At 67.5% G+C, this 24813-nt stretch carries 25 protein-coding genes and 2 tRNA genes; 16 read left to right on the forward strand and 11 right to left on the reverse strand.

Going from position 1 to position 24813, the window contains the following annotated elements; all coding sequences use genetic code 11:
* Nucleotides 1-7 precede the first annotated feature (7 nt).
* From rmuC to pncB, 5 genes are all read right to left on the reverse strand, one after another.
* Nucleotides 8-1486, reverse strand: a complete 1479-nt coding sequence (gene rmuC, locus LGM89_RS17550) for a DNA recombination protein RmuC (RefSeq protein WP_089430778.1) — start codon at nt 1484-1486, stop codon at nt 8-10.
* Nucleotides 1483-2472 carry a 2-hydroxyacid dehydrogenase gene (locus LGM89_RS17555; RefSeq protein WP_089425869.1) on the reverse strand — a complete coding sequence of 330 codons (990 nt, stop codon included), beginning with the start codon at nt 2470-2472 and terminating at the stop codon, nt 1483-1485. The genes rmuC and LGM89_RS17555 overlap by 4 nt, the downstream gene beginning before the upstream one ends.
* Before the next feature lie 81 nt (nt 2473-2553).
* Nucleotides 2554-3984: a sodium:proton antiporter gene (locus LGM89_RS17560; protein ID WP_226273524.1), complete on the reverse strand. Its 1431-nt coding sequence runs from the start codon at nt 3982-3984 to the stop codon at nt 2554-2556.
* 43 nt (nt 3985-4027) lie between these two features.
* On the reverse strand, nt 4028-4690 hold the full coding sequence (locus LGM89_RS17565; protein WP_089494357.1) for a LutC/YkgG family protein: 663 nt from the start codon (nt 4688-4690) through the stop codon (nt 4028-4030).
* Between the two features lie 88 nt (nt 4691-4778).
* Complete coding sequence (pncB, locus tag LGM89_RS17570) at nt 4779-5978, reverse strand: nicotinate phosphoribosyltransferase (RefSeq protein WP_226273525.1); 1200 nt, start codon at nt 5976-5978, stop codon at nt 4779-4781.
* Between the two features lie 320 nt (nt 5979-6298).
* Between pncB and fdxA the strand changes: the two genes are divergently transcribed.
* The 8 genes from fdxA (at nt 6299) to LGM89_RS17610 (ending at nt 10663) form a co-directional block, all read left to right on the forward strand.
* Nucleotides 6299-6622 carry a ferredoxin FdxA gene (gene fdxA / locus LGM89_RS17575; protein WP_011351384.1) on the forward strand — a complete coding sequence of 108 codons (324 nt, stop codon included), beginning with the start codon at nt 6299-6301 and terminating at the stop codon, nt 6620-6622.
* A 102-nt stretch (nt 6623-6724) separates the two neighbouring features.
* Nucleotides 6725-6800, forward strand: a tRNA-Asn gene (locus tag LGM89_RS17580).
* 75 nt (nt 6801-6875) lie between these two features.
* Nucleotides 6876-6951 (forward strand) — tRNA-Asn (locus LGM89_RS17585).
* Nucleotides 6952-7072: 121 nt separating this feature from the next.
* Nucleotides 7073-7558 carry a CreA family protein gene (locus LGM89_RS17590; protein WP_089455827.1) on the forward strand — a complete coding sequence of 162 codons (486 nt, stop codon included), beginning with the start codon at nt 7073-7075 and terminating at the stop codon, nt 7556-7558.
* Between the two features lie 62 nt (nt 7559-7620).
* The gene (locus tag LGM89_RS17595) at nt 7621-8520 is read left to right on the forward strand and encodes an AraC family transcriptional regulator (protein ID WP_226273526.1); all 900 of its coding nucleotides are present in this window, start codon (nt 7621-7623) and stop codon (nt 8518-8520) included.
* A gap of 93 nt (nt 8521-8613) precedes the next feature.
* Nucleotides 8614-9381, forward strand: coding sequence for an AzlC family ABC transporter permease (locus tag LGM89_RS17600; protein WP_226273648.1), 768 nt, complete (start codon nt 8614-8616; stop codon nt 9379-9381).
* Entirely contained in the window at nt 9378-9716 is a 339-nt protein-coding gene (locus LGM89_RS17605; RefSeq protein ID WP_226204662.1) for an AzlD domain-containing protein, read from the forward strand. The genes LGM89_RS17600 and LGM89_RS17605 overlap by 4 nt, the downstream gene beginning before the upstream one ends.
* Nucleotides 9717-9877: 161 nt before the next feature.
* Nucleotides 9878-10663 (forward strand): DUF4088 family protein, encoded by a 786-nt coding sequence (locus tag LGM89_RS17610; RefSeq protein WP_089494353.1) that lies wholly within the window; start codon nt 9878-9880, stop codon nt 10661-10663.
* A 123-nt stretch (nt 10664-10786) separates the two neighbouring features.
* Here the strand turns inward: LGM89_RS17610 and LGM89_RS17615 are convergent, their stop codons facing one another.
* Nucleotides 10787-11182 carry a hypothetical protein gene (locus LGM89_RS17615; RefSeq protein ID WP_089494352.1) on the reverse strand — a complete coding sequence of 132 codons (396 nt, stop codon included), beginning with the start codon at nt 11180-11182 and terminating at the stop codon, nt 10787-10789.
* A gap of 270 nt (nt 11183-11452) precedes the next feature.
* Here LGM89_RS17615 and LGM89_RS17620 point away from each other — a divergent pair, with 270 nt between their 5' ends.
* From LGM89_RS17620 to fumC, 3 genes are all read left to right on the forward strand, one after another.
* Nucleotides 11453-11671: an RNA-binding S4 domain-containing protein gene (locus LGM89_RS17620; RefSeq protein WP_006486208.1), complete on the forward strand. Its 219-nt coding sequence runs from the start codon at nt 11453-11455 to the stop codon at nt 11669-11671.
* Nucleotides 11672-11806: 135 nt separating this feature from the next.
* Nucleotides 11807-13195, forward strand: a complete 1389-nt coding sequence (norM, locus tag LGM89_RS17625) for a multidrug efflux MATE transporter NorM (RefSeq protein ID WP_226273527.1) — start codon at nt 11807-11809, stop codon at nt 13193-13195.
* Between the two features lie 155 nt (nt 13196-13350).
* Nucleotides 13351-14745, forward strand: coding sequence for a class II fumarate hydratase (fumC, locus tag LGM89_RS17630; protein ID WP_226273528.1), 1395 nt, complete (start codon nt 13351-13353; stop codon nt 14743-14745).
* 72 nt (nt 14746-14817) lie between these two features.
* Here fumC and LGM89_RS17635 read toward each other — a convergent pair whose 3' ends face one another.
* Together LGM89_RS17635 and LGM89_RS17640 are read right to left on the reverse strand one after the other, a co-directional pair.
* Nucleotides 14818-15330, reverse strand: coding sequence for an acyl-CoA thioesterase (locus LGM89_RS17635; protein ID WP_039370920.1), 513 nt, complete (start codon nt 15328-15330; stop codon nt 14818-14820).
* A gap of 129 nt (nt 15331-15459) precedes the next feature.
* The gene (locus LGM89_RS17640) at nt 15460-15603 is read right to left on the reverse strand and encodes a hypothetical protein (protein ID WP_179254789.1); all 144 of its coding nucleotides are present in this window, start codon (nt 15601-15603) and stop codon (nt 15460-15462) included.
* A 193-nt stretch (nt 15604-15796) separates the two neighbouring features.
* Between LGM89_RS17640 and LGM89_RS17645 the strand changes: the two genes are divergently transcribed.
* Both LGM89_RS17645 and LGM89_RS17650 read left to right on the forward strand, forming a co-directional pair.
* Nucleotides 15797-16504, forward strand: coding sequence for an ArsR/SmtB family transcription factor (locus LGM89_RS17645; protein WP_226273529.1), 708 nt, complete (start codon nt 15797-15799; stop codon nt 16502-16504).
* Between the two features lie 162 nt (nt 16505-16666).
* Complete coding sequence (locus LGM89_RS17650) at nt 16667-19213, forward strand: DUF6600 domain-containing protein (RefSeq protein WP_226273649.1); 2547 nt, start codon at nt 16667-16669, stop codon at nt 19211-19213.
* A 104-nt stretch (nt 19214-19317) separates the two neighbouring features.
* Here the strand turns inward: LGM89_RS17650 and LGM89_RS17655 are convergent, their stop codons facing one another.
* Nucleotides 19318-20289 (reverse strand): thymidylate synthase, encoded by a 972-nt coding sequence (locus tag LGM89_RS17655; protein WP_089494348.1) that lies wholly within the window; start codon nt 20287-20289, stop codon nt 19318-19320.
* Between the two features lie 41 nt (nt 20290-20330).
* Entirely contained in the window at nt 20331-21728 is a 1398-nt protein-coding gene (locus LGM89_RS17660; RefSeq protein WP_089494347.1) for a sigma-54 dependent transcriptional regulator, read from the reverse strand.
* Between LGM89_RS17660 and LGM89_RS17665 the strand changes: the two genes are divergently transcribed.
* The 3 genes from LGM89_RS17665 (at nt 21729) to LGM89_RS17675 (ending at nt 23332) form a co-directional block, all read left to right on the forward strand.
* The gene (locus LGM89_RS17665) at nt 21729-21947 is read left to right on the forward strand and encodes a hypothetical protein (RefSeq protein ID WP_089495254.1); all 219 of its coding nucleotides are present in this window, start codon (nt 21729-21731) and stop codon (nt 21945-21947) included. It begins immediately after the preceding gene.
* A 392-nt stretch (nt 21948-22339) separates the two neighbouring features.
* Entirely contained in the window at nt 22340-22558 is a 219-nt protein-coding gene (locus LGM89_RS17670) for a hypothetical protein (RefSeq protein WP_413227471.1), read from the forward strand.
* Nucleotides 22559-22831: 273 nt separating this feature from the next.
* The gene (locus tag LGM89_RS17675) at nt 22832-23332 is read left to right on the forward strand and encodes a dihydrofolate reductase (protein WP_089494345.1); all 501 of its coding nucleotides are present in this window, start codon (nt 22832-22834) and stop codon (nt 23330-23332) included.
* Between the two features lie 83 nt (nt 23333-23415).
* Here LGM89_RS17675 and pmbA read toward each other — a convergent pair whose 3' ends face one another.
* Nucleotides 23416-24786: a metalloprotease PmbA gene (gene pmbA / locus LGM89_RS17680; RefSeq protein ID WP_226273530.1), complete on the reverse strand. Its 1371-nt coding sequence runs from the start codon at nt 24784-24786 to the stop codon at nt 23416-23418.
* Between the last annotated feature and the right edge of the window lie 27 nt (nt 24787-24813).

A 24813-nucleotide genomic window follows, 5' to 3' on the forward strand; every position in this document is an offset into this window, starting at 1 on the left:
ATGTGCGTCATGCGTCGTCCGCATCGGCACCGTCGGCCCCTTCCGCACCCAGCAGCCCTGCCGCCGTATCGCCCGGCAGCGCCTCGACCTGCTTCAGCTTGCGATTCATCACGCGCGTGCGCTGCTCGGCGGCCTCGATCGAGCGCGTGACCGTTTCGAGCTGCGACTTCGTTCGCGCGAGCACGTCGCCGAACTTGCCGAACTCCGTCTTCACCGCCCCGAGCACCTGCCACACCTCGCTCGACCGCTGCTCGATCGCGAGCGTACGGAAACCCATCTGCAGGCTGTTCAACAGTGCGGTGAGCGTCGTCGGGCCAGCGACCGTCACGCGATAGTCGCGCTGCAGCAGGTCGGTCAGCCCCGGACGACGCAGGATCTCCGCATAGAGCCCCTCGGTCGGCAGGAACAGCAGCGCGAAATCGGTCGTGTGCGGCGGCGCCACATACTTCTCGGCGATCGTGCGCGCCTCCAGCCGCACGCGTGCCTCGAGCGCGCGAGCCGCTTCCTCGACCGCTACCGCATCGGCACGCTCCTGCGCGTCGATCAGTCGCTCGTAGTCCTCGCGCGGGAATTTCGCGTCGATCGGCAGCCACACGGGCGGCGCGTCACGCGTGCCGGCCTCACGCCCCGGTAGCCGGATCGCGAACTCGACGCGCTCGCTGCTCTTCGGCACCGTCGCGACGTTCTTCGCGTACTGCTCGGGCGTCAGCATCTGTTCGAGCAGCGCCTCGAGCTGCACTTCGCCCCAGGTGCCGCGCGTCTTCACGTTGGTCAGCACCTTCTTCAGGTCGCCAACGCCCGCCGCGAGCGTCTGCATCTCGCCGAGCCCGCGATGCACCTGCTCGAGCCGGTCCGACACGAGCTTGAACGATTCGCCGAGCCGCTGCTCGAGCGTCGCGTGCAGTTTCTCGTCGACGGTGCGGCGCATCTCCTCGAGCTTCGCCGCGTTGTTCGTCTCGATTTCCTTCAGCCGCTGTTCGAGCGTCGCGCGCACCTCGCCGATCCGGCGGTCGTTCGCTTCGGTCAGTTGCGTGAGCTGCCGGTTCAACGTGTCGCCGAACAGCCTGAGCGCGCCTGTCTGCTCTTCGCGCGCCTGCTGCGCCTGGCGCTGCACGCTTTCGCGCATCGCGTCGAACTGCTGCGCGTTGCCGGCGACGAGCTTGCCGAGCTGCTGTGCAAAACCTTCGATCTGGTTGTTCTGCACGGTCGCGACGCTCGTCAGTTGCGCGGCGAGCGTCTGCTGAAGCTGCGCGAAGCTGCCGGCCAGCTCGGTGCGCGAGCCGCGCGCGTTCTCGACGATCTCGCCGCGCAATTCGCGTTCGAGCCGCTCGACTGCGCGCGCCTGCGCATGCGCGGCGTCCTCGATCTGGTCGCCGAGTATCGCCGCATCGTCGTGGCGGCCCCCGCCACGCACGAGCGCGACGATCGCCACCGCAAGCGCGACGGCCAGCACGACGACCGCCGCAAGCAACAACGTCATCGTCATGCGCGCGGCTTCCCGATCACGTCAGGGTTGATCGGATTCGGCGGCTGCCCAGCGCGCGGCCCTTCGCCCAGCGCGGCGATCAGGTTGTCGGCGGCGAGGTTCGCCATCGCGCGGCGCGTCTTTTCGGTCGCGCTCGCGATATGCGGCGTCAGCACGACGTTCGGCACCTCGAGCAGCGCCGGATGGACCGTCGGCTCGCCTTCGTACACGTCGAGGCCGGCCGCGGCAATCGTCCCAGCGCGCAGCGCGACGGCCAGCGCCGCGTCGTCGACGATCCCGCCGCGCGCGATGTTGGTCAGCGTCGCGGTGGGCTTCATCTTCGCGAGCTCGGCCGCGCCGATCGTGTGATGGTTCTCCTTCGTATACGGCAGCACGAGCACGACGTGATCGGCGCGGGCGAGCAGCGCGTCCTTCGACACGTACTCGGCATTGAGCTCGGCCTCGATCTCGGGCGCGACCCGCGACCGGTTGTGATAGATCACCTGCATCCCGAAACCGCGCGCGCGGCGCGCGAGCGCCTGGCCGATGCGCCCCATCCCGATGACGCCGAGCGTCGAGCCGTAGATGTCGCTGCCGAGGAAACCGTCGTACGCCCACTTCTGCCAGTGGCCGGCCCGCAGCCAGTGCTCGGATTCGGCGATCCGTCGGGCCGCGGCCATCATCAGCGCCCAGCCGAAATCGGCGGTCGACTCGTTCAGCACGTCGGGCGTGTTGGTGCCGAGCACATTCGCCGCGTTGAACGCGGCCATGTCGAAATTGTTGTAGCCGACCGCCATGTTCGCCACGACGCGCAGGCGCGGCGCTGCCGCGAGCTCCGCCGCGCCGACCGGATCGCCGGCCGTCAGCGCGCCGTCCTTGTCGGCCAGACGCGCGGCGAGCGCGTCGGGCGCGAGTGCGTCGCCGTTGTTCCAGTCGACGTCGAAATACTGCTTGAGCCGCTCGATCACGTCCGGAAAGATCGGACGCGCGACCAGGATCTTCTGCATCGCCATCTCCGCATGCCACGGACGGATCGCCGCGCGCCATGCGCCGCCGGGACCGCCCGTTCTAGGTTGAAAATCGTCAGCTTACGCCGAGAAGAAGATCCACGACGTCAGCAGGAATACCGGTATCAGCACGACCAGCGCCCAGCCGAGATACGCGAAGAAGCTCGGCATCTTCACGCCGCGCGATTCGGCGATCGCTTTCACCATGAAGTTCGGCGCGTTGCCGATATAGCTGTTCGCGCCCATGAACACCGCGCCTGCGGAAATCGCGGCCAGCGTCGACGCGCCGGTCGTCATCAGCGACTGCGCATCGCCGCCCGCGAGGTTGAAGAACACGAGATAGGTCGGCGCATTGTCGAGGAACGACGACAGGATGCCGGTCGCCCAGAAGTACATCGCGTCGATCGGCTTGCCGTCCGGCCCCGTGACGAGATCGACGATCTGCGCGAATGCGCCGTCGGCACCGGCGCGCAGGATCACGATCACCGGCGCGATCGTCACGAAGATCCCCGCGAACAGCTTTGCGACTTCCTCGATCGGCGCCCAGTTGAACGCGTTGCCCTCGCGCGCGGAACGCGGCGTCAGCGCGAGCGACGCGAGCGTCACGCCCACGAGCGCGACGTCGCGCACGAAATTCTGCAACGCGACGTGCGTGCCCCACACGTCGAACGTGACGCCCGGCTTCCAGATGCCGCTCATCAGCACCAGGCCGATCACGGCCGCGAGCAGCACGAAATTGATCTTGCCGTCGATCGACAGCCGGTCGCTGTCGGGCGTCGGGTCGAGCGCGACCGGCCGCTCCTCGCCGCCCTTCCGGTAGAAGTACGTATCGAGCGCGAAGAACAGCGTCAGCAGCACCGCGCAGATGAACAGCATCGGCAGCGCAAGGTGCGTGGTCGTCCAGAAGAAGCTCACGCCATTCAGGAAACCGAGGAACAGCGGCGGATCGCCGAGCGGCGACAGCGAGCCGCCCGCGTTCGCGACGAGGAAGATGAAGAAGATCACGACGTGCACGACATGCTTGCGGTTGTCGTTGGCGCGCAGCAGCGGCCGGATCAGCAGCATCGCGGCGCCCGTCGTGCCCATCACGCTGGCGAGCACCGTGCCGAGCGCGAGGATCGCGGTGTTCAGCTTCGGCGTGCCGTGCAGGTTGCCGTTCACGCAGATGCCGCCCGCGACCGTATAGAGCGCGGTGAGCAGCACGATGAAGGGGATATATTCCTCGAGCAGCGCATGCAAGAGCGTGCCGAACGCGGTACCCGCGCCGAACGCGAACGCGAACGGGACCAGGAACAAGACTGCCCACCCGGCCGCGATCTTGCCGAAGTGGTGATGCCAGAACACGGGGGCGACGAGCGGGAACAGTGCGATGGACAGCAGGATCCCGGCGAACGGGATGCCCCAGAGAGCGGACAGCGTGGCACCGTCGAGCGTTGCGGCCGATGCAAGCGCGGGGACGGCGCCAAGCGCGATCCCCGACGCCATGCCCGCCCAGGCGGCATGTCGTTTCATGCAGAACTTCCTTGTTCGAGTGGTAGTGGATGCAGCGGGCGCGTCATGCGCCCCGTACGACGATCACGTGAACGCGGTACGGGCCATGCGCGCCCAGTACGATGGTCTGCTCGATATCGCCCGTGCGCGACGGGCCCGATACGAAGTTGACCGCGCGCGGCAATTCGCCGCGCTCCGAGCGGATCAGCGCAAAGGCGTCTTCGTGACCGGCGACGATCCGCGACGCGGGAACGATCGCGATGTGCGTTTCCGGCAGCAGGCCGGCCGACGCATAGGTGTCAGGGCCGGACAGCAGCACCAGCGAGCCCGTTTCGGCCGTCGCGCAAAAGCAGCCGGTGAGGCCGACCAGATCGCCGTCGCGCGGCTTGCGGCATTCGACCGACAGGCCTGCGCCCGCCCAGTCGAAATCGGCCAGCGTGCGCCACGCGACGGCCTGCGTCGGCAGGCCGTGGGCGCAAAGGTAGCGAGCCGCGGCGGCCGGTACGTCGGCAAGCGTCGCGACTTCGTCGACCGTCGTCGACAGGCGTACCGCTTCGTCGACGAACGCAGCGACGAGATCGGCCGGCGCCGGCGGGCGCGGGCCTTCCGGATGACGGGCGAGATAATCGGTAACGCCGTCGCGCTCGGCCGCATCGGGTTCGGCCGCACGCCCCTGCGCCGCGCGAATGCGCGCGAGGATCTGGCGACGGGCAGCGGAAGTGTCCATGAACGGTCCTCGTGACGTTGGCGGGCGATACCGTCGGATTATACCGGCCGACCTCGCCGCCACGCAGTTTTGGCCGTTCGGCCGACGCTTACTTCGACGCGTCTTCCTCGAGTGGCTGCGCGATGCCGAACACCTGGCGCAGGTAGGCGAGATACGCCTTGTCGTCGCACATGCTCTTGCCCGGCGAATCCGACAGCTTCGCGACCGGCTGGCCGTTGCAGCGGACCATCTTGATCACGATCTGCAGCGGCACGTAGCCGAGATCGTTGGTGAGGTTCGTGCCGACGCCGAACGCAAGCTTGCAGCGGCCGCGGAAACGTTCGTACAACTGCATGACCTTCGGGATGTCGAGTGCGTCCGAGAACACGAGCACCTTGGTCCGCGGGTCGCAACGGTTCATCTCGAAATGACGCAGCATCCGCTCGCCCCATTCGAACGGATCGCCCGAATCGTGGCGCGCGCCGTCGAACAGCTTGCAGAAGTACATGTCGAAGTCGTTCAGGAATGCATCCATCCCGTAGACGTCCGACAGCGCGATCCCGAGGTCGCCGCGGTATTCCTTCGCCCACATCTCGAAGCCGTAGATCTGCGAATCGCGCAGCCGCGGGCCGAGGGCCTGGCAGGCCTGCAGGTACTCGTGCGCCATCGTGCCGAGCGGCGTGATGCCGTGCTTCATCGCATACAGCACGTTGCTGGTGCCCGCGAACTGCGGGCCGAGGCCGTCGCGCAGCGTGAGCGCGACCTCCTCGTGCCAGACCTTCGAGAAGCGCCGGCGCGTGCCGTAGTCGGCGATCTTGCAGTCGGCGAATTCGGGCTTCGCACCGAGCAGCTTGATCTTCTCGCGCAGCCGCTCGCGGCCCTCGCGATAGTCGGGCTCGCGCTGGGTATTGCGGAAATACACTTCGTTGACGATCGCGAGCACCGGGATCTCGAACAGGATCGTGTGCAGCCACGGCCCCGTGATCTCGATGTCGATTTCACCGTTGCCCTTCGGCGACGGCGTGATCGAGATGTACTTCTCGTTCAGGTGGAACAGCGCGAGGAAGTCGACGAAATCGCTCTTGATGAAACGCATCCGCCGCAGGTAGTCGAGTTCGACGTCGGAAAAACGCAGCGCGCACAGGCCGCGCACCTCGTCGCGGATCTCGTCGATGTACGGCACGAGATCGACGCCGGGCGTGCGGCACCGGAAACGGTATTCGACGCTTGCAGCGGGGAAGTGATGCAGGACGACCTGCATCATCGTGAACTTGTAGAGATCCGTGTCGAGCAGCGAAGTGATGATCATGATGACGGCAGCGCCAATATCGTGACAGGGCCCCGGCGCACCGCGCGCCGCCCGGTCTGCCGGCCATGTTACCCGAATGCGGGCCCGACCATCGTGAAACCGCCTGCCGCCACGCTCCGGCCGCACTGCCCGTTCCGGCGTATCGGACACGCACTGCCGCCGGGGCGTCCCTTCAGCGCCCCGTGGACGGCCCCATAAACTAATCACGAAACGATATAAGCCGGATAGCCGACCACGCCATGCGGGTTTTGCGCTTCAGTTACAATGCCAGTTTTGGCGCAAACGCCACCCCATATATACCGCCAAGCAGGAGCGTTTTAATGACTCACGTTGTGACCGAAGGCTGCATCAAGTGCAAATACACGGACTGCGTGGATGTGTGCCCGGTGGATTGCTTCCGTGAAGGTCCCAACTTTCTCGCCATCGATCCGGACGAGTGCATCGACTGCGCCGTGTGCGTCGCCGAGTGCCCGACCAATGCGATCTATGCCGAAGAAGACGTTCCGGGCGACCAGCAGCAGTTCACCGCGCTGAACGCCGAGCTGGCGAAGGACTGGCCGTCGATCACGAAGACCAAGCCGGCACCCGCCGACGCGGACGAGTGGAAGGACGTGCAGGACAAGCTGCACCTGCTCGAGCGCTGATCGCGCAGCGGCCGAGAAATTTTTTTATGCGCCGCGGCTCAAAAGTATTGACGACCTGATCAACGCTCCATATAATCTCGTTTCTCTGCTGTTGTTGTTTGTTCCCCGATAGCTCAGTCGGTAGAGCGCCGGACTGTTAATCCGTAGGTCCCTGGTTCGAGCCCAGGTCGGGGAGCCAAAAACGCAAAGGCCCGTTGAAAGTGGACGGGCTTTTTGCTGGTAGACAAACACGCATGCAGATGTACCGATTTATTCCCCGATAGCTCAGTCGGTAGAGCGCCGGACTGTTAATCCGTAGGTCCCTGGTTCGAGCCCAGGTCGGGGAGCCAAATAGCGAAAGGCCCGTCATTCGACGGGCCTTTTGTTTTTCCGGCCCACCATTCGGCTTTCGTCGTCCGGTCGCGCGCGCATGCTAGAGTCTCTGTCCCGCATTCGCATCCGGTTCCGTCGATGAAGCACCGCCTCCTCCGCTCAGCCCCCTTCGCCCTCCTGCTTTCCGCGTTCGCCGCGGCGCCGCTCGCGCACGCGGAGGAAGTCGGCAGCGTCAACACCCATTTCCGCGTCACGGGCTCCGATCGCGTGGTCGTCGAGGCGTATGACGATCCGATCGTGAACGGCGTGACCTGCTACGTGTCGCGCGCCCGCACCGGCGGGATCAAGGGCACGCTCGGCGTCGCCGAGGATCCGAGCGAAGCGTCGATCGCATGCCGGCAGGTCGGCCCGATCAGCTTCAAGGAGCCGCTCAAGCAGCAGACCGACGTGTTCAGCGAGCGCATGTCGTTCATCTTCAAGACCCTGCACGTCGTGCGCGTGGTCGACACCAAGCGCAACACGATCGTCTACCTGACCTACAGCGACCGCATCGTGAGCGGCAGCCCGAAGAACGCCGTCACCGCGGTACCGATGCCGGCCGGCACGACGATTCCGGTCAAGTAAAGCCCGCGCCTGCCGGGCGCGCGAGCGATACACTGTCGATTCGACCGCTCCCGCGCCCGATCATGTCCGCCACCCGCCTTCCCGACTCCGCACGCTACTGGCGCACGCCGCTGCTGCCGGACGCGGATCTCCTCACGGCCACCTATCGCGATCATGCGTTCGCCCCCCATTGGCACGACGCGTACACGATCCCCGTGATTCTCGAGGGGGCGGAACGCTTCACCTATCGCGGCAGCGGCTATGTCGCCGAAACCGGCTCCGTGCCCGTCATCAATCCCGGCGAGGTGCATACGGGGTCGCGCGCGGCCGATGAAGGCTGGTGCTATCGCGTCAGCTACATGCCGGTCGAATTCATTCGCGAACTCACCTGTTCGATCGCCGGCCGCCCGCAGGACGCGCCGTGGTTTGCTCCCGGCGTGATTCGCGACGCCGATCTTGCGGCCCGGCTCACGCTGGCGCACCGGATGATGGAGGCCGGCAGCGAGCGCGCACTGCCCTTGCAGGCACATGGGCAGCCGGCTCATGATCCGGCGAGCGGCGCACCGCGCGCCTACGATCCGCTCGCCGCCGAAACGGCGATGCTCGATGCGTTGTCGACGCTGATCGTGCGCCATGCTGACGCACAGCCGCGACCGGCGCCGCTCGCGGCGGACGAACCGCGCGTCGACGTCATGCGCGAGCGGCTCGCCGCCGACCTCGTGTGCACGGTGACACTCGACGAAGTCGCGCAGGCGGCCGGCCTGTCCCCATTTCACGCGGCGCGCCTGTTCACCCGCACGACCGGCATGCCGCCGCATGCGTGGCGCAACCAGTTGCGCTTGCAGCGCGCGCTGGCGCCGCTGCGCGCGGGCGTGCCCGTCGCCGACGTCGCGGCGGCCAGCGGCTTCGTCGACCAAAGCCACTTCACCCGGCATTTCAAACGCATGTTCGGCGTGCCGCCCGGGCGCTGGCAGGCGAGCTGACGCGCAGCGTCCGGCCCGCCACCGCGATACTGCCGTCCCGCAAGCGCAAGAACATACAAGCCGGCACCCCCCTTGCCCGCTATCCTCCCGTTCATGGAGGAGCACCCTTTGAATCCGATACCCGCATCGCCTGCCCGCCGCCCATTGAACGAATGGCTCGACGGTGCGCGCGACACGATCCCGATGATGATCGGCGCCGCCCCGTTCGGCGTGATTTTCGGCACGCTCGTGAGCGGCGGCCCGCTCGCCGCATGGCATGGCGCGCTGATGTCGCTCGCCGTGTTCGCGGGCTCCGCGCAGTTCATCGCGCTCGGCCTGATCGCGGGCAGCGCGAGCTTCGTCGTCGTGCTCGCGACCACGCTGATCGTGAACCTGCGTCACCTGCTGTACAGCGCGACGCTCGCGCCCTATGTCGCCCACCTGCCGCTGCGCTGGCGTGCGACGCTCGGCGCACTGATGACCGACGAGGTGTTCGCGGTCGCCTACGCGCACTACCGGCATTTCCCGCCGGGCGCGATCGGCCCCCACTACTTCTTCGGCTCGGGGCTTGCGATGTACCTGAACTGGCAGATCTGGACGCTCGCAGGCATCGGCTTCGGCGCGGCATTCCCGGGCCTGCAGTCGCTTGGCCTCGATTTCGCGATGGCGGCAACCTTCATCGCGATCGTCGTCCCGCAACTCGGCACCCTGCGCTATTTCGCGGCAGCCGTGACGGCCGGCACGCTCGCGTACTTCTGGCAGGGCTGGCCGTACAAGCTCGGGCTGCTCGGCGCGGTCGCCGCCGGCGTCGCGGTCGGTGTCGCGCTCACGTTGCTGCACGAACGCACGCGCGCCGGCTCGCGCACGGAGGCCGCATCGTGAGCTACGCGCTGCTGATCCTCGGGATGGCCGTCATCACTTACGCGATCCGCTCGACGCTGTTCCTGTTCGGCGAACGGCTGACCTTCCCGCCGCTCGTGCGGACCGCGCTCGGCTTCGTGCCCGTCACCGTGCTGACCGCGATCATCGTGCCGATGGTCGTCTCGCCGCACGGCGGCACCGCCGAGCTGACCTGGCGCAATCCACAGCTCGTCGGCGCGCTCGCCGCCGTGCTCGTGTCGGCCGCCACCCGCCGCCCGCTCGTGACGATCGCGGCGGGGCTCGCGGTGTTCTTTTTCTGGCAAGGGGTCGTGCTGCCCCACTGGCTGCCCGCCTGAGTACTCACTCGGTCATTCGTACTCAAGTTTCCGCCCGGCGCGCCGATATAGGGAATGAATACCCGCCACCGGCCTCGGCGCGCACCGGTCAGTCGACGCTGCGCCCGTCCCGGTGCGCCGTGCCGGCCGCCGGCTGGCACGGGCCGCCATCGAGACGATTCATGGGCCAGATCACCCTTTCCCTCAAGGACGACACGCTCGAGTCCCTGCGCAAGGACTACGACGCGTTCGTCCGCGTGTCGCTGAAACTCGACCCGCAGTTCGCGACGCCGTCGTTCGAGGATTTCCTGCGCGCCAAGCTGCTCGACAACATGGTGCCGCTGACCGAGCACGCGGTGCAGCGGATGCTGCAGGGCGGCCAGTACGCGTGGGCAAAACGCACGCTCGACAAGGAATTTCCGGACGTCGTCGCGATCCTGATGCGACAGGCCGGTGAATTCGGCTTCGGCTTCGCGTCACGCTCCGAATGGACCCCCGACGAACTCGCGAAGGCTTGCCGCGACTGGGCGAAAGCGATCGTCGCCGAAGCGCAGGGCGACCCGTCGCTGATCGATCCGCTCGCCTCGCAGATCAAGGGGGCCGCGCAAGATATCCAGACGCTCGAGGAACTGATGCAGACGCCTGCGTGGCGGCTCGCGGAATCGCTGCGACAACGGGTCTACGAGGCCAAGCTCGCATGCGAGATGAGCGTCGGCAGCACCGCGCGCGACAAGCTCGGCGAACTGCGCGGGCTGCTGCGGCTCGGGCTCGCGCACGGCTCGTTCCAGAAGCAGGAAGCGCAGCAGATCATGGAGTACCTGCGGCTGCTGAAGCCGGAGATCTTCGTCGAGGAACCGTACGACGTCTTCGCCCGGCTCGCCGCGTGGCTGCGCAACGTCTTCACCCCGACGGCCGCGCGGCCGGCGCAGGGTCAGCCGGGCCAAGGGCAAAGCCAACGGCGGCCGTAACGGCGCGCCCGATCGCACCGACCAATGAAAGCAGCCCGGTTCGCGCAACGCGAACCGGGCCGTCGGATGGCCGCCGTCGCGACGCGCCGTCGAGGGCGAGCGTCGCGCGGCGCCTGCCGCGCCTTACTGCGTGGCGCCCTGGGCCGATGCACCGCCCTCGGCACCGACCGACGCACCGCCTTCGGTCGCTTCGCCGGCCTTCGCCTTGGCCGAGCCGACATGGCTCTTGGCCGACTTCGCGGCATGCTTCGTGTGCTTCTTGGCCGAGTGGACAGCCGACGACGTCGACTCCTTCGCGCCATCGGCTGCCGCGCCGACCGCATCGGTTGCGCCGCCGACCGCATTACCCGACGCGTTCGCGCCCGCACCGCCCTGCACGCCGGCACCGGCCGCCGGCGTCTGCGCCTGTACGCCGGCACCGGCTGCACCCTGCACCGCCGTACCCGTCTGGGCAAATGCGGCCGAAGTGGCGAACGCCGTCAACGCGGCACCGATCAGCATCGTACGAATCTTGGACATGGCAATTCTCCTCAGGAAGTTGTGCGCCCGAACCGCAGCGATGCGGTCCGTTGCGTCCCCCGCCGCAACACGCAGCAGGTACGACAAAAGACCCGCGGCCCGCGCGGCCGGTTCTCGAATCTCTCAGACTGTTACCCACCGTTTCATTTGCTGACGAATGGCTCACACTCCCTCACAACTGAGGGCCGCAGCCGGCCGCGCTCGCGCGCCGGCCCGCGGTGCCGTATGATGCGAGGCGATTCCTCCCGCGCAATGCGCACCTCCTTCGTCATGCCCAATCTGGATTTCACGCTGACCGGCGAATACGTCGAGCTGCACAACCTCCTCAAGATCACCGGCCTCGCGGATAGCGGCGGCACCGCGAAGCTGATCGTCGCGTCCGGCGCGGTGAAAGTCGACGGCGCTGTCGAGCTGCGCAAGACCTGCAAGATCCGCGCGGGCCAGGTCGTCCTGCTCGGCGACACGCGCATTGCAGTGCGCGAAGCCTAGGGCCGACGGTTCCCCCTGCCTGCGACATGGCCATCGGCGCGCGCGTTCGACACCGTTCGAATAAAGCCGTAAGCTAGCCGTCTCTCAAAATAAATACATATAGCGCGGGCCCGCACCCGCGCGAGCGCCCATTCCATGTCGCATTCCGGTCTTACGCGGACGGCCGCCGCGCCGCCGTCCCTGTCCAGTCATGCCGCCGATACCGCGCGCCTCGCCGCGCCGCTCGCGATCGCGCAGCTCTCGCAGATGGCGATGAGCGTCACCGACACGGTGCTGCTCGGCTCGCTCGGCCCCGATTCGCTCGCGGCGGGCGGGCTCGGGGCGAACTTCTTCTTCGTCATCGTGACCGTGCTGCAAGGCGTGCTGTCGTCGGTCAGCGTCAGCGTCGCGCATGCGCGTGGCGCCAAGGCCGACGAGCGCGTCCCGCACATCTACTGGACCGGCTTCGCGCTGTCCGTGCTGCTCGCGATTCCGGCCGTCATCGCCCTGTCGCTGTCCGAACCGATCCTGCTGATGTTCCACGAGCCGCCGCTGCTCGCCCATCACGTCGGCGAATACACCGGCATCCTGCGCTTCGCCGCGCTCGGCAGCCTGATCGGCGTCGGGCTGATGCGCGCGTTCCTGCCGGCGATCGGCGCGGCGCGCCGGCTGCTGTGGGTGTCGATCGGCGGCGTCGGCGTGAACGGCGTGCTGAACTACGGGCTGATCCACGGCGCGTTCGGGCTGCCGCGCCTGGGTTTCCTCGGTTCAGCGGTCGCGACGACGATCACGATCTGGCTCACCGCATTCGCCCTGATCTGGCTGCTGCACGGCCGGCAACGCTTCCGTCATTTCGTCACGGCCGCCCGCCCGAAGCTGCCGATGATGGGCGAGCTGATCGGCATCGGCTGGCCCGTCGCGATCACGTACGGGGTCGAGTCGACGCTGTTTCTCGCGACCGGCCTGACGGTCGGCGTGCTCGGCGCGACGTCGCTGGCCGCGCACCAGATCGCGCTGAACGTCGCGTCGGTGGCGTTCATGGTGCCGCTCGCGATCGGCCAGGCCGCGAACGTGCGGGTCGGTTACTGGGTCGGCGCAGGGGCGCCCGTCGCCGCGCGGCATGCCGGCTTCGTCGCACTCGGCCTCGGTGTCGCGTTCATGACGCTGTCGGGCATCGTGCTGATCGTCGCGCCGCATGCGATCGTCGGCCTGTACCTGAACCTCGACGATCCGGCCAACGCGGCCACCGTGTCGCTCGCCGCGTCGCTGCTCGGCATCGCCGCGGTGTTCCAGATCGTCGACGGCGCGCAGACCGTCGCGTCGGGTGCGCTGCGTGGCCTGAAGGACACGCGCATCCCGATGCTCGCGGCCACCCTCGGCTACTGGGGCATCGGTTTTCCGACCGGCTACTGGTTCGCGTTCCATGTGGGCCTCGGCGCCCGCGGCCTCTGGTGGGGCCTCGCGGCCGGCCTCGCCAGCGTGGCCGTGCTGATGGCGTGGCGCTTTCATCTGAAGAGCGCGTCGCTCGTGACGTCGCCGCACTGAACGCGACAAGACGCGAAATCCGGGCCGGCGCTATGCTAGTCGGCTGAAGATCTCGAGACGCCGCGCAAGCGGCGCGACTGCCTCACGATACGTCTGATTACGTCTGATGCCGCGCGACCACGCGCGGCCTTTCCCCTTTTCTGGAGGAGTGGATCATGAACGAAGCAGTTCGGATGGAACGCGATACGTTCGGCGAGATCGCCGTGCCGGCCGACCGGCTCTGGGGCGCGCAGACCGAGCGCTCGCTGCAGAATTTCCGGATCTCGACCGAGAAGCAGTCGCCCGAGCTGATCCACGCGCTCGCGATCGTCAAGCGCGCCGCGGCGGCCGTGAACCAGTCGCTCGGCGTGCTGGCCGACGACAAGGCGCGCGCGATCATCGACGCGGCCGACGAGATCATCGCCGGCAAGCATCCGCGCGAATTCCCGCTCGCCGTGTGGCAGACGGGCTCCGGCACGCAGACCAACATGAACCTCAACGAGGTGATCGCGAATCGCGCGAGCGAACTGATGGGCGGCGAGCGCGGCGAAGCGCGCAAGGTTCATCCGAACGACGACGTGAACCGCGGCCAGTCGTCGAACGACGTCTTTCCGACCGCGATGCACGTCGCGGCCGCGTACGCGATCGTCAACCACTTGCTGCCGGCGCTGCGCACGCTGCGCACGACCCTCGACGCGAAGTCGAAGGCGTTCGCCGACATCGTGAAGATCGGCCGCACGCACCTGCAGGACGCGACGCCGCTCACGCTCGGCCAGGAGTTTTCCGGTTACGTCGCGCAGCTCGACCAGGGCATCCGTCACGTCGAATCGGCATTGCCGCACCTGTACGAACTCGCGCTCGGCGGCACCGCGGTCGGCACGGGGCTGAACGCGCATCCGGAGTTCGCGGTGCGCGTCGCCGATGAAATCGGCCGGCTCGCGAAGCTGCCGTTCGTGACGGCGCCGAGCAAGTTCGAGGTGATGGCAGCGGCCGATGCGCTGGTGTTCGCTCACGGCGCGCTGAAAACGGTCGCGGCCGGCCTGATGAAGATCGCGAACGATGTCCGCTGGCTCGCGAGCGGGCCGCGCTGCGGGCTCGGCGAGCTGTCGATTCCGGAAAACGAGCCGGGCAGCTCGATCATGCCGGGCAAGGTGAACCCGACGCAGTCCGAAGCCGTAACGATGCTGTGCTGCCAGGTGTTCGGCAACGACGTCGCGGTCAACGTCGGCGGCGCAAGCGGCAATTTCGAGCTGAACGTGTTCCGGCCGATGATCGCGCACAACGTGCTGCAGTCGGTGCGGCTGCTCGCCGACGGCGCGCAGAGCTTCAACGACCACTGCGCGGTGGGCATCGAGCCGAACCGCTCGCGGATCGACCTGCTGCTGAACGAATCGCTGATGCTGGTGACGGCGCTCAATCCGCACATCGGCTACGACAAGTCGGCGCAGATCGCGAAGAAGGCGCACAAGGAAGGCACGACGCTGAAGGCGGCCGCGCTCGCGCTCGGCTACCTGACCGAGGCGGAATTCGATGCGTGGGTACGTCCCGAGCAGATGATCGGGACGCAGTAACGGCAGTAACCGCAGTTACGGCAGGAAGAGGCAGGATGACGGGCGCGGCGCGATGCGCGGCGCCCGCAGCGGTCAGACCGCGCCCTTCGCGACCTCTTCCGGCTTCATCTCGACGATCTTGTCGAGCGCGGCCCGCACGTCGGCCGCATATTTCGCGAGCACCTTCTGCTCGTCGGTCTCGGGCACGAACGGCGGCACCGGCACCGGGTTGCCGTTCTCGTCGACCGCGACGAACACGACGAGGCAATCGGTCGTCTGGCGCAGCATGCCGCCCTTCGGATCGCCGGCATGCACGGACACATGGATGTGCATGCTGGTGCGGCCCGTCGCGACGACGCGCGCCTTCAGCTCGACCAGATTGCCGACCATGATCGGACGCTGGAAACGGATGTTGCCGACGCTGACCGTCACGCAATAGCGGCTCGACCAGACGGCCGCGCACGCATACGCAACCTCGTCGATCCACTTCATCAGCGCGCCGCCGTGCACCTTGCCGCCGAAGTTCACGGACGACGGCTCGGCGAGGAAGCGGAAGACGGTTTCGGTGCGGTCGAGGGCGGCCGGTACGGGGGACGGTTGGGACATCTTGTTGGCTCCAGGCGGCAGGGGCGCTGTAATCGGGCCATTATACGTTGCACTGCGGCAACGCGTCGCGGGGCGCCCCGTGTGGCGCGGCTTCCGGCGATATGCCCAGCGCGCGCACGGCCGCCTCGGTCAGCGACGCACCGTGATGCCCTGATCGATCGTTCCGTACATCTCGATGCTGCCGCCGCGCTCGCCGGACGCGCCCGCACCGCCTTGCACACAGGCCGCGCAGACGAGCGCGGCCGCCAGCAAACAGAAAATCGTCTTCATCATTGCATCGTGTCCCGTGCGGCCGCCCGCTGCGGCCGCTTTCGGCCATTCTACGCGCGCGCCGCAAGCTGCCGCAGCCGGGGTCCGCCGCATCGCCGACGCCCGCGCCAGTGCATCCGACATTTCAGCCAAAAGCGAAACATCGCATGCGCGCGCCCACTACACTGAAGCTCATCCCGCCTGACGAGACACGACGATGACCGACCAAGACGACCACCACTTTCCGGGCCTGAGCCGCATCGGCTCGCTGATCGCCGACCCGGGGCGCGCCGCGATGCTGTGGGTGCTGATGGACGGCAGCGCGCGACCGGCAGGCGAGTTGACGATGATCGCGGGGCTGTCGCCGTCCGCCGCAAGCGCCCATCTCGCGCGCTTGACCGAGGGCGGCCTGCTCGCGCTCGACGTGCGCGGCCGGCACCGCTACTACCGCATCGCATCGGCCGACATCGCGGCATCGCTCGAGGCGCTCGCGAACGTCGCCCGCGCAGCCGCGCCGCATCGCCCGGTTCCGGCGCCGTCCCGCACGGTTCCGGCCGAGTTGCGCTATGCGCGCACCTGCTACGACCACATGGCCGGCGAACTCGCGGTGCGCATCTTCGACGGGCTCACCGCGCGCGGCTGGCTGCTTGCCGACGGCGATGCGATCGAGACTACCGAGCTCGGCACCCAGGCGCTCGAGCAATGGGGCATCGACGTCGCTCAGCAGCGCACGCGCCGGCGGCGCTTCGCATGCGGCTGCCTCGACTGGAGCGAACGGCGCTCGCATCTCGGCGGCGCACTCGGTGCGGCGCTGCTCGAGCGCTTCTGCGCGCACGGCTGGATCGAACGCGCCGCACGGCCGCGCGTGCTGCGCGTCACAGTGCCCGGACAGCAGGTTTTCGACGAGTGGCTTACGTCCGCTTGACGCCCGGATTGCGTCTGCACGACAACGGCGCGCGATGGACAGGTTTTGTTACATCGCGTGCCATTCGACTTACAAAACACCGAGCATTGAAACAGGCCGAACGGATATTGTGAACTCAGCGGCACGAATCGACGCGCCGCGACAATGACGAAGACGCTCACCATGGCCACCCTGTTCACGCTCAAGCGAACCGCCCGCTGCACGCTGGTCGCGTTCGTCGCGCTTGCGGCACTGCCCCCCGCATTCGCGCAATCGGCCGGCGCGCCGCCCTATGCGGCTGCGGCACGGCAACCGGGCGGCGATCCACCCAGCCGTGTCGCGCGGCTCAATTACCTGTCGGGCGCCGTGACGACCGAACCGGCCGGCACCGATACGTGGTCGTATGCTGCCGTGAACCGGCCGCTGACGACCGGCGACCAGCTCTGGAACGATGCCGGTGCGCGCTCGGAACTGCACATCGGCTCGACCGCGGTGCGGCTCGGTGAATCGACGAGTTTGTCGGTGCTGAACCTGGACGACACGACGACCCAGTTGAAAGTGGGGCTCGGCACCGTATCGACGCACGTGCGCGATCTGCCGGCCGGTGGATCGTACGAAATCGACACGCCTAATCTCGCGCTCGGCATCACGGGCCCCGGCGACTATCGCGTCGACGTCGCGCCGAACGGTGCGAGCACGACGGTCACGGTGCGCAGCGGCAGTGCGACCGTCTACGGCAGCAACGGCCAGTACCCGCTGTCGCCCGGGCAGCAGGTCGTGTTCACGGGCACCGACCTGCAGGTCGCGCAGCAATCCGCCGCCCCGGGCCCCGATCCGCTCGACCAGTGGGCCGCCAGCCGCGACGCGGCCGAGGAGCGCTCGGTATCGGCCCGCTATGTGTCCCGCGACATCCCCGGCTACCAGGATCTCGACGCGAACGGCACGTGGCGCGAAACCCCGAACTACGGCCAGGTCTGGGTGCCGAACGACACGCCGGCCGACTGGGCGCCGTATCACGACGGCCACTGGATCTGGCAGGCACCGTGGGGCTGGACGTGGGTCGACGACGCGCCGTGGGGTTTCGCACCGTATCACTACGGCCGCTGGGCATACGTTGACGATAGCTGGGCCTGGGTGCCGGGCCCGATGGTCGTCAGCCAGCCGCCGGTCTATGCGCCGGCACTGGTCGCGTTCGTCGGCGGTGGCGGCGGCCCCGATTGGAGTGTCGCGCTCACGGTGGGCGGCGTCGCCGCGGCCGGCTGCGCGTGGTTCGCGCTCGGCCCGGGCGAACCGTGGCATCCGGGCTGGGGCGGCTGGAGCCCGCACTACTACGACCGCGTGAACCGCAACGTCGTGGTGAACAACGTCAACGTGAACAAGACCGTGAACGTGACGAACATCACCAATGTCACCAACATCAACAAGACGTACGTGAACTTCCGCGCGCCGCACGCGATCACGGCCGTACCGGCCTCCACGTTCGTGCACGGCCAGCCGGTCGCGCACTTCTCGCAGCACATCGATCCGCAACAATGGCGCAACGCGCACGTCACGCCGGGGACACCGGGCATTGCACCGGTGCGCCAGAGCTTCACGGGCGAGTTGCGCAATGCGAGCTACCGTCCGCCTGCCGCGATTGCCCAGCACCCGTACGTCGCGACGCGCAATCCCGCCGTGCCGGCCGCGTATCGCGACCATGCGGCGGCCCACCTCGCGCAGCAAGGCGGGCGCGTACCGGGTGCCGGCGCACCTGTCGTGAAGACGAACGTGCCGGCCGACTATACGGCTCGCCCGGTCCGCATTCCGGGCAAGCCGGACGGCGGCGCATGGGCGATGCGCAACGTGCAGCTCGTGAATCCGCACGGCCCCGTCGTGCAACCGGCTCGCGCGCCTCGCGAAGGCCAGCCGGCCGCCGTGCAGGCCGGGCGGCCTGGCACACCGATGCCGGGCATGCCGAATGTCGCGCGGCCGGCGAACGGCGCCCCCCCCAACGCAGCGCATTTCGCCAACGGCGGCATGCCGCAGGCGCCCGGCAACCCGGTGCCGCATCAGGCATTCGGCCCCGGCAACGGCGTCCCGCATCCGCCGGTCGCGAACAACGGTCCGGCGGGCATCGGCAATGCACACGCGGCCGAAACGCCGTCACCCGCGTGGATGCAGCCGCACACGCCGATGGAGCGTCAACGCCCTGCGCCGCCGACCGCGCTTCACGCGGCGGGCCAGAATGCGCTGCCGCCCGTGCGAAGCGCGGCGGTACCACATCCGGAAGGTGTGCCGACGCCGCAGGGCGCGCAGCCCGGCAGCCGGAACGAAGCGCCGCGCGCCCTGCCGCAACCGCGGCTCGACAACACCGCGCAGATTCCGCAGCCGCGTCCGCGCCCCGATTTCCAGTCGCCAGCCCAGCATGGGCAATCGCAACCGCACGCCGATTTCGCACAACCGGAGCCGCATCGCGAAGTCGCGCCACCCCGTGTGAACGAGTACCGTCCGCCGGCCCCCGCCGTGCACGACATGCCGCGCCCGCAACCGCAGGCGCCGCGCATGGAGCCTCGGCCGCAACCTGCACCGCGTATGGAGCCGCGACCGCAGCCGGCGCCGCGCATGGAACCGCGTCCGTCGATGCCCGCTCCGCGCATGGAACCGCGGCCGCAACCGGCGCCGCACGTCGAGGCGCCTCACCCGAGCAACCCGCCGCCGCAAGGCGGTCACGAAGAGCGGCATCGCCAGTAAAAGCGCCGCAAACGTGAAACAAAAAGGCCCGACCGGGATCAGCCGGTCGGGCCATTTTTCCACGGGGCGCGGCGCGATGCATCCGCGCGGCCCGGGTTGCTCGATCAGACCGCCATCGGTGCGGTCAGCGGCTCATGGTGGCGGTAGCCGACGAGCGAGAAATCGGACGGCTCGATCTGTTCCAGCCACTCGGGCGCGTAGACGCCCGTCTTCGCGTATTCCGGCACGCGCGCGGCAATCTCGAGCCGCGGGCTCTCGTAAGGCTCGCGCGTGAGCTGGCGCTGCAGCATGTCGAGCTGGTTCTCGTAGATGTGCGCGTCGCCGATGAAATACGTGAACCAGCGCGGCGTGTAGCCCGTCAGGCGGCCAACGAGTTCCAGCAGCGCGGCCCCTTCCGTCAGGTTGAACGGCGTACCGAGGCCGACGTCGTTGCTGCGGATGTACAGGCACAGCGAGATTTCGCGCTTCGTCGCATTCGGCAGGAACTGGTACAGCAGGTGGCACGCGGGTAGCGCGATCTGGTCGAGCACGGCCGGATTCCACGCGTGAAACAGGATGCGGCGGTCGGACGGATTCTCCATGATCGTGTCCAGGCACTGGCGCAACTGGTCGATCGCCTTGTACAGCAGCACCTTCGGCGCGCCGTCTTCGTCGAAACGCGTGACGATCCGGAAGCCGCGGCGCGTCGCATCGGCGATCTGCGCGTCGGCGCCCGCGTCGAGCACCTTGTAGCCCGGCCACTGGCGCCATTGCACGCCGTACACGTCACCGAGATCGTCGACGCCCTGGCGATACGGGTTCGCGAGCCATTGAGCGTTCTCGTTCGCGTTCGCATCCCACACCTTGCAACCGAGCGCGCGGAAATCGGCCGCGCTGCGCGTCGCGCGCAGGAAGCCGACCAGTTCGCCGATCGCGGACTTGAATGCCAGCTTCTTGGTCGTCACGGCCGGGAAGCCTTGCTGCAGGTCGAAGCGCAGCATCGCGCCCGGCATGCTGATGGTGCGGATCCCCGTGCGGTTCTCCTGCCAGGTGCCGGTATCGAGAATGGTACGAACGAGATCGAGATACTGTTTCATGCGGGTTCCTTCGGCCGCGAGGGCGACCGTACCCGCCAATTTTAGCAAGCGTGGTGAGGAAGTTCCGGCAACGGCGCCGAAAATCCTGCCAGCGTGTCGCCGCGATCGCGCATGCCGTGTGCGCACATCAGCCGGTAGAGCGTGACGCGCGACACACCGAGTTCGCGTGCGGCATCCGCGAAACGGCCGCGATGACGCAACAGCGCCTGCTCGATCGCCTGCCGTTCGGCCGCCTCGCGTGCCTCCAGCAGCGATACGGGCGCGAGCGTCGCGAAGTCGTTCAGCTCGAGATCGGCCGCGGTGATCATCCGGCCTTCCGACATGACGATCGCACGGCGCACGCGATTGATCAGCTCGCGCACGTTGCCCGGCCACGAATAGCCGTACAGCGACGCGACCGCATCAGGGGAAAAGCCGCGCAAGCGACGATGCGCGTCGCCCTTGAAACGCTCGAGCATGTGGCGCGCGAGCACCTCGATGTCCTTGCCGCGAGCACGCAGCGGCGGCTCCTCGATCTTCAGCACGCACAGGCGATGGAACAGGTCCTCGCGGAACCGCCCTTCGCGCAGCGCCGCTTCCATGTCCACGTGCGTCGCGCAGATCACGCGCACGTCGACGGGCACCGACACATGGGCACCCAACCGCTCGATCTTGCCTTCCTGCAAGAAGCGCAGCAGGCTCGCCTGGCTTTCGAGCGGCAAGTCGCCGATTTCGTCGAGAAACAGCGTGCCGCCATTGGCGGCCTCGACGCGGCCGATCTTGCGCTGGTTCGCGCCGGTGAACGCGCCGCGCTCATAGCCGAACAGTTCGGCCTGCAGCAGCGTCGACGGAATCGCACCGCAATTGATCGCGATGAAAGGCGCCTGCGCGCGCGACGAACGTTCGTGAATCGCGACCGCGGTCAGTTCCTTGCCCGTACCCGATTCGCCGGAGATGAACACCGGCGCGTCGGTCGCCGCGACGCGGCGTATCGTCCTGAAGAGCCCGAGCATCGCATCGCAGGTCCCGACCATTTCGCCTTCGCTGCGTCCGGCGCCGACGGGCGGTGCAACGGTTTCGGTCAGCGCGATCATCCCGTGTGCATGGCCGACGGTCTCGACGATCCGCGCCGTCTCGTACGGCATCGTCACGTAGTCGAAACAGTAGTCGCGAATGAGATGGCGCAGCGTAGCGTCCTGCAACTGGCCGCGTCGCGTCGCCGCGATCCAGCCGATGTGCTGAATGCTCAGACATGATTCGAGTTCGCGCAGGTCGGAAGGCTTGAAGCCCGGCGAAAAATCGAGCAGCCCGGCCGTTGCGACACCATGCTGCACGACGCGCCGTACGTCTCGCACGGTCTCCGCGAGATCGACACGCCAACCGCATTCGTCGAAATGGCCGCGCAACGCATCGTTCGGTTCGCGCGAATAGTAGATCACGTGCCGCAGATCGGCGCCCATATGCTCACCCCGTTCATCAACCGTCTAACGATTGCCGTGCACGCCAGGTCACGTGCGAAAAGGATCGAATCGGGTCAGCCGAAGGCGGCTCGATTCGCCATGCCGATGCGTGGCGACGACAAAGCCTCGCATGATGGCGCTTATCTCGCGTCCAGTTATTTTGATCAAGACAGCTTAGTTATAGGCACTGAATACGACAATCCGATTTCAGCGCGGTGAGCGATGCGGCCGTATCGCTCAGGAGGTCGATGCATGTCAATCGTCTGCACATAGCCCCCGGCGCAGCGATACGCTCTGTCATCAACACTTGCGACGATTTTCATCCTTGAAGCGTATCGATTGAATCAGCAGTATTCCCGAGCCCCCTCGTTTCACGCCTGAAACATTTTCAGCGGTTTTTCGAGACAATTCGCAACGCTTGAGCACGAATCGCAGTCTCGACAACGGTCCCGGCGCGATGGCATGCATTTCGCTGAACATGGAAACCGTCGGAGACAGCGACCATGCGAAAACATCTTTTACTTTCTTTCGTGCCGATGGCCATTGCGGTCGCGGCCGCCGGCCCGCCCGCGCCCGCACGCGCAGACGAAAGCACGAATCCGGATCGCGCCATGCTGCTTGCGGCAAACACGCCGAGCATGCAGCACGGCAACGGGTTCGGCATCGTGACCGTGTCGTCACCGCAACCGTTGCCGGCCGGCAGGACGTCGGTGACCCTGTGGGACGAGATCCCGCCACCGCCTCAATTGCCGACGCCACTTCCGGCACCGCAGCAGGGCGATTTGCAGCACGCGATGGAAGGCACCACGCAAGGCAGTACCCACCAGTGATGCACGAGCCGATCCATTTGATCAGGATGACGTATTGATTTGAGCGAGCCGCCAGCCTCGACCCGATGCCGGCATCGTCGTGCTCGCAACACGAAGCGGTTCTTGTGCTCCGTCCCCCGGCGGGCACTCTATTTATTCATTCCGTCGCCGCGACGCCTTGCCTCGAGCGTCGCGGCGCGCAGTGAGGAGAGGCGGACGCGCGCACCCGGAACCGGCGCGTGCCGCCGTTCCGGTAGAATCGGCGCCATTCCGGTTTTCCTTTCCCCGACCTTCATGACGACGTTGACCCTGATCGTCGCGCGTGCCCGCAACGGCATCATCGGCCGCGACAACCAGTTGCCCTGGAAACTTCCCGAGGATCTCGCCTTCTTCAAGCGCACGACGATGGGCGCACCGATCGTGATGGGCCGCAAGACCCACGAGTCGATCGGCCGGCCGCTGCCGGGCCGCCGCAATATCGTGGTCACGCGCGACGCAACGCGTCGCTTCGACGGCTGCGACACGGTCACGTCGCTCGCCGATGCGCTGACGCTCGCCGCACGCGACGGCGTGCCCGAGGCGTTCCTGATCGGCGGCGCGCAGCTCTATACCGAAGGTCTCGCACTCGCCGACAAACTGGTCGTCACCGAGATCGATGCCGACTTCGACGGTGACGCCTCGTTCCCGGCACCCGACGCCGCGCAGTGGCAGGAAGTGTCGCGCGATGCGCACCAGGCGGCCGCGCCGAATACGTTCGGCTATGCGTTCGTCGTCTACGAACGCAAGCGCGGCTGACGCGTCACGCGCCATGAAAAAAGCCCGACCGGTTCATGGCGGTCGGGCTTTTTCGTTTGATGGCGGCCGATGCCGCGCGCCGCTTACTGCCCGGCGATCGTCATCTGCTCGATCAGCACCGAGCCCGTTTCCTTCGTGCCGCGCACGATCGAATCGGCACCGATCGCGACGATATGCCGGAACATTTCCTGCAGCGTGCTCGCGACGGTGATTTCCTCGACCGGATACTGGATCACGCCGTTCTCGACCCAGAAGCCCGCCGCACCGCGCGAATAGTCACCCGTCACGTAGTTCACGCCCTGTCCCATCAGCTCGGTCAGCAACAGGCCCGTGCCGAGCTTCTTCAGCATCGCGTCGAAATCGTCGCCCGCCTGCGTGTTCGAGCTGCGCAGCGCGAGGTTGTGCGAGCCACCCGCGTTGCCGGTGGTCTGCGTGCCGAGCTTGCGCGCCGAATAGGTCGACAGGAAGTAGCCTTCGACGACGCCGTCCTTGACGACGCTGCGCGCACGCGTGCGCACGCCTTCCTCGTCGAACGGCGCGCTGCCCATCGCGCGCGGCACGTGCGGATCCTCGACGACCTGGATGTGCGGCGCGAACACCGGCTTGCCGAGGCTGTCGACGAGGAACGACGTCTTGCGGTAGAGCGCGCCGCCGCTCACCGCCTGCACGAATGCGCCGAGCAGGCCGGCCGCGAGCGGCGCCTCGAACAGCACGGGCACCTTGCGGGTATCGAGGCGGCGCGCGCCCATCCGGGCAAGCGCACGCTCGGCCGCGTAACGGCCCACCGCTTCGGGCGCCGCGAGATCGATCGCGCTGCGCTTCGACGAATACCAGTCGTCGCGCTGCATGTGACGGCCGCTGCCCGCGATCGGCGCGCATGCGATGTAATGACGCGAGTACGGGTAGCCGGACAGGAAGCCGCGCGACGTGGCCAGCACGAACTGCGAATGCTGGGCCGACACGCTCGCGCCTTCCGAGTTGCGGATCTGCGGGCTGACCGCGAATGCGGCGTCTTCCGCGCGGCGGGCGAGCTCGACGGCCTCGTCGGCCGACAGCGCCCACGGGTGGTAGAGGTCGAGGTCACGCGGGTCGGTTTCGAGCAGCTCGGCTTCGGCCAGGCCGGCCGCCTCGTCCTCGGCCGTGAAGCGCGCGATGTTGTACGCCGCGGCGACGGTATCCTTGATCGCGCCCGGCGAGAAATCCGACGTGCTCGCGTTGCCGCGCTTCTTGCCGATGAACACGGTCACGCCGACCATCTTGTCGCGGTTGTGCTCGATCGTTTCGACTTCGCCGCGGCGCACCGACACCGACAGGCCATCGCCCTGGGAGATTTCGGTCGCGGCGTCCGTCGCGCCGAGCGCCTTCGCATGGCGAAGGATGTCCGAGGCGATTTCCTTGAGCTGGTCCTGCGTGTGCGGGAAATAGCGCGCTTGTACGTCGAGATTGGCTGCCATCGTCTTGGTATCCGGTGGCGGGCGGGC

The organism is Burkholderia sp. AU31624, assembly GCF_020420065.1.
Taxonomy (GTDB): Bacteria; Pseudomonadota; Gammaproteobacteria; order Burkholderiales; family Burkholderiaceae; genus Burkholderia.

Coding starts and splice junctions, on each gene's coding strand:
- rmuC (WP_089430778.1), bottom strand. CDS start 1,486: ATGACGATGACGTTGTTGCTTGCGGCGGTCGTCGTGCTGGCCGTCGCG.
- LGM89_RS17555 (WP_089425869.1), bottom strand. CDS start 2,472: ATGCAGAAGATCCTGGTCGCGCGTCCGATCTTTCCGGACGTGATCGAG.
- LGM89_RS17560 (WP_226273524.1), bottom strand. CDS start 3,984: ATGAAACGACATGCCGCCTGGGCGGGCATGGCGTCGGGGATCGCGCTT.
- LGM89_RS17565 (WP_089494357.1), bottom strand. CDS start 4,690: ATGGACACTTCCGCTGCCCGTCGCCAGATCCTCGCGCGCATTCGCGCG.
- pncB (WP_226273525.1), bottom strand. CDS start 5,978: ATGATCATCACTTCGCTGCTCGACACGGATCTCTACAAGTTCACGATG.
- fdxA (WP_011351384.1), top strand. CDS start 6,299: ATGACTCACGTTGTGACCGAAGGCTGCATCAAGTGCAAATACACGGAC.
- LGM89_RS17590 (WP_089455827.1), top strand. CDS start 7,073: ATGAAGCACCGCCTCCTCCGCTCAGCCCCCTTCGCCCTCCTGCTTTCC.
- LGM89_RS17595 (WP_226273526.1), top strand. CDS start 7,621: ATGTCCGCCACCCGCCTTCCCGACTCCGCACGCTACTGGCGCACGCCG.
- LGM89_RS17600 (WP_226273648.1), top strand. CDS start 8,614: ATGGAGGAGCACCCTTTGAATCCGATACCCGCATCGCCTGCCCGCCGC.
- LGM89_RS17610 (WP_089494353.1), top strand. CDS start 9,878: ATGGGCCAGATCACCCTTTCCCTCAAGGACGACACGCTCGAGTCCCTG.
- LGM89_RS17615 (WP_089494352.1), bottom strand. CDS start 11,182: ATGTCCAAGATTCGTACGATGCTGATCGGTGCCGCGTTGACGGCGTTC.
- LGM89_RS17620 (WP_006486208.1), top strand. CDS start 11,453: ATGCCCAATCTGGATTTCACGCTGACCGGCGAATACGTCGAGCTGCAC.
- norM (WP_226273527.1), top strand. CDS start 11,807: ATGTCGCATTCCGGTCTTACGCGGACGGCCGCCGCGCCGCCGTCCCTG.
- fumC (WP_226273528.1), top strand. CDS start 13,351: ATGAACGAAGCAGTTCGGATGGAACGCGATACGTTCGGCGAGATCGCC.
- LGM89_RS17635 (WP_039370920.1), bottom strand. CDS start 15,330: ATGTCCCAACCGTCCCCCGTACCGGCCGCCCTCGACCGCACCGAAACC.
- LGM89_RS17640 (WP_179254789.1), bottom strand. CDS start 15,603: ATGATGAAGACGATTTTCTGTTTGCTGGCGGCCGCGCTCGTCTGCGCG.
- LGM89_RS17645 (WP_226273529.1), top strand. CDS start 15,797: ATGACCGACCAAGACGACCACCACTTTCCGGGCCTGAGCCGCATCGGC.
- LGM89_RS17650 (WP_226273649.1), top strand. CDS start 16,667: ATGGCCACCCTGTTCACGCTCAAGCGAACCGCCCGCTGCACGCTGGTC.
- LGM89_RS17655 (WP_089494348.1), bottom strand. CDS start 20,289: ATGAAACAGTATCTCGATCTCGTTCGTACCATTCTCGATACCGGCACC.
- LGM89_RS17660 (WP_089494347.1), bottom strand. CDS start 21,728: ATGGGCGCCGATCTGCGGCACGTGATCTACTATTCGCGCGAACCGAAC.
- LGM89_RS17665 (WP_089495254.1), top strand. CDS start 21,729: ATGCTCACCCCGTTCATCAACCGTCTAACGATTGCCGTGCACGCCAGG.
- LGM89_RS17670 (WP_413227471.1), top strand. CDS start 22,340: ATGCTGCTTGCGGCAAACACGCCGAGCATGCAGCACGGCAACGGGTTC.
- LGM89_RS17675 (WP_089494345.1), top strand. CDS start 22,832: ATGACGACGTTGACCCTGATCGTCGCGCGTGCCCGCAACGGCATCATC.
- pmbA (WP_226273530.1), bottom strand. CDS start 24,786: ATGGCAGCCAATCTCGACGTACAAGCGCGCTATTTCCCGCACACGCAG.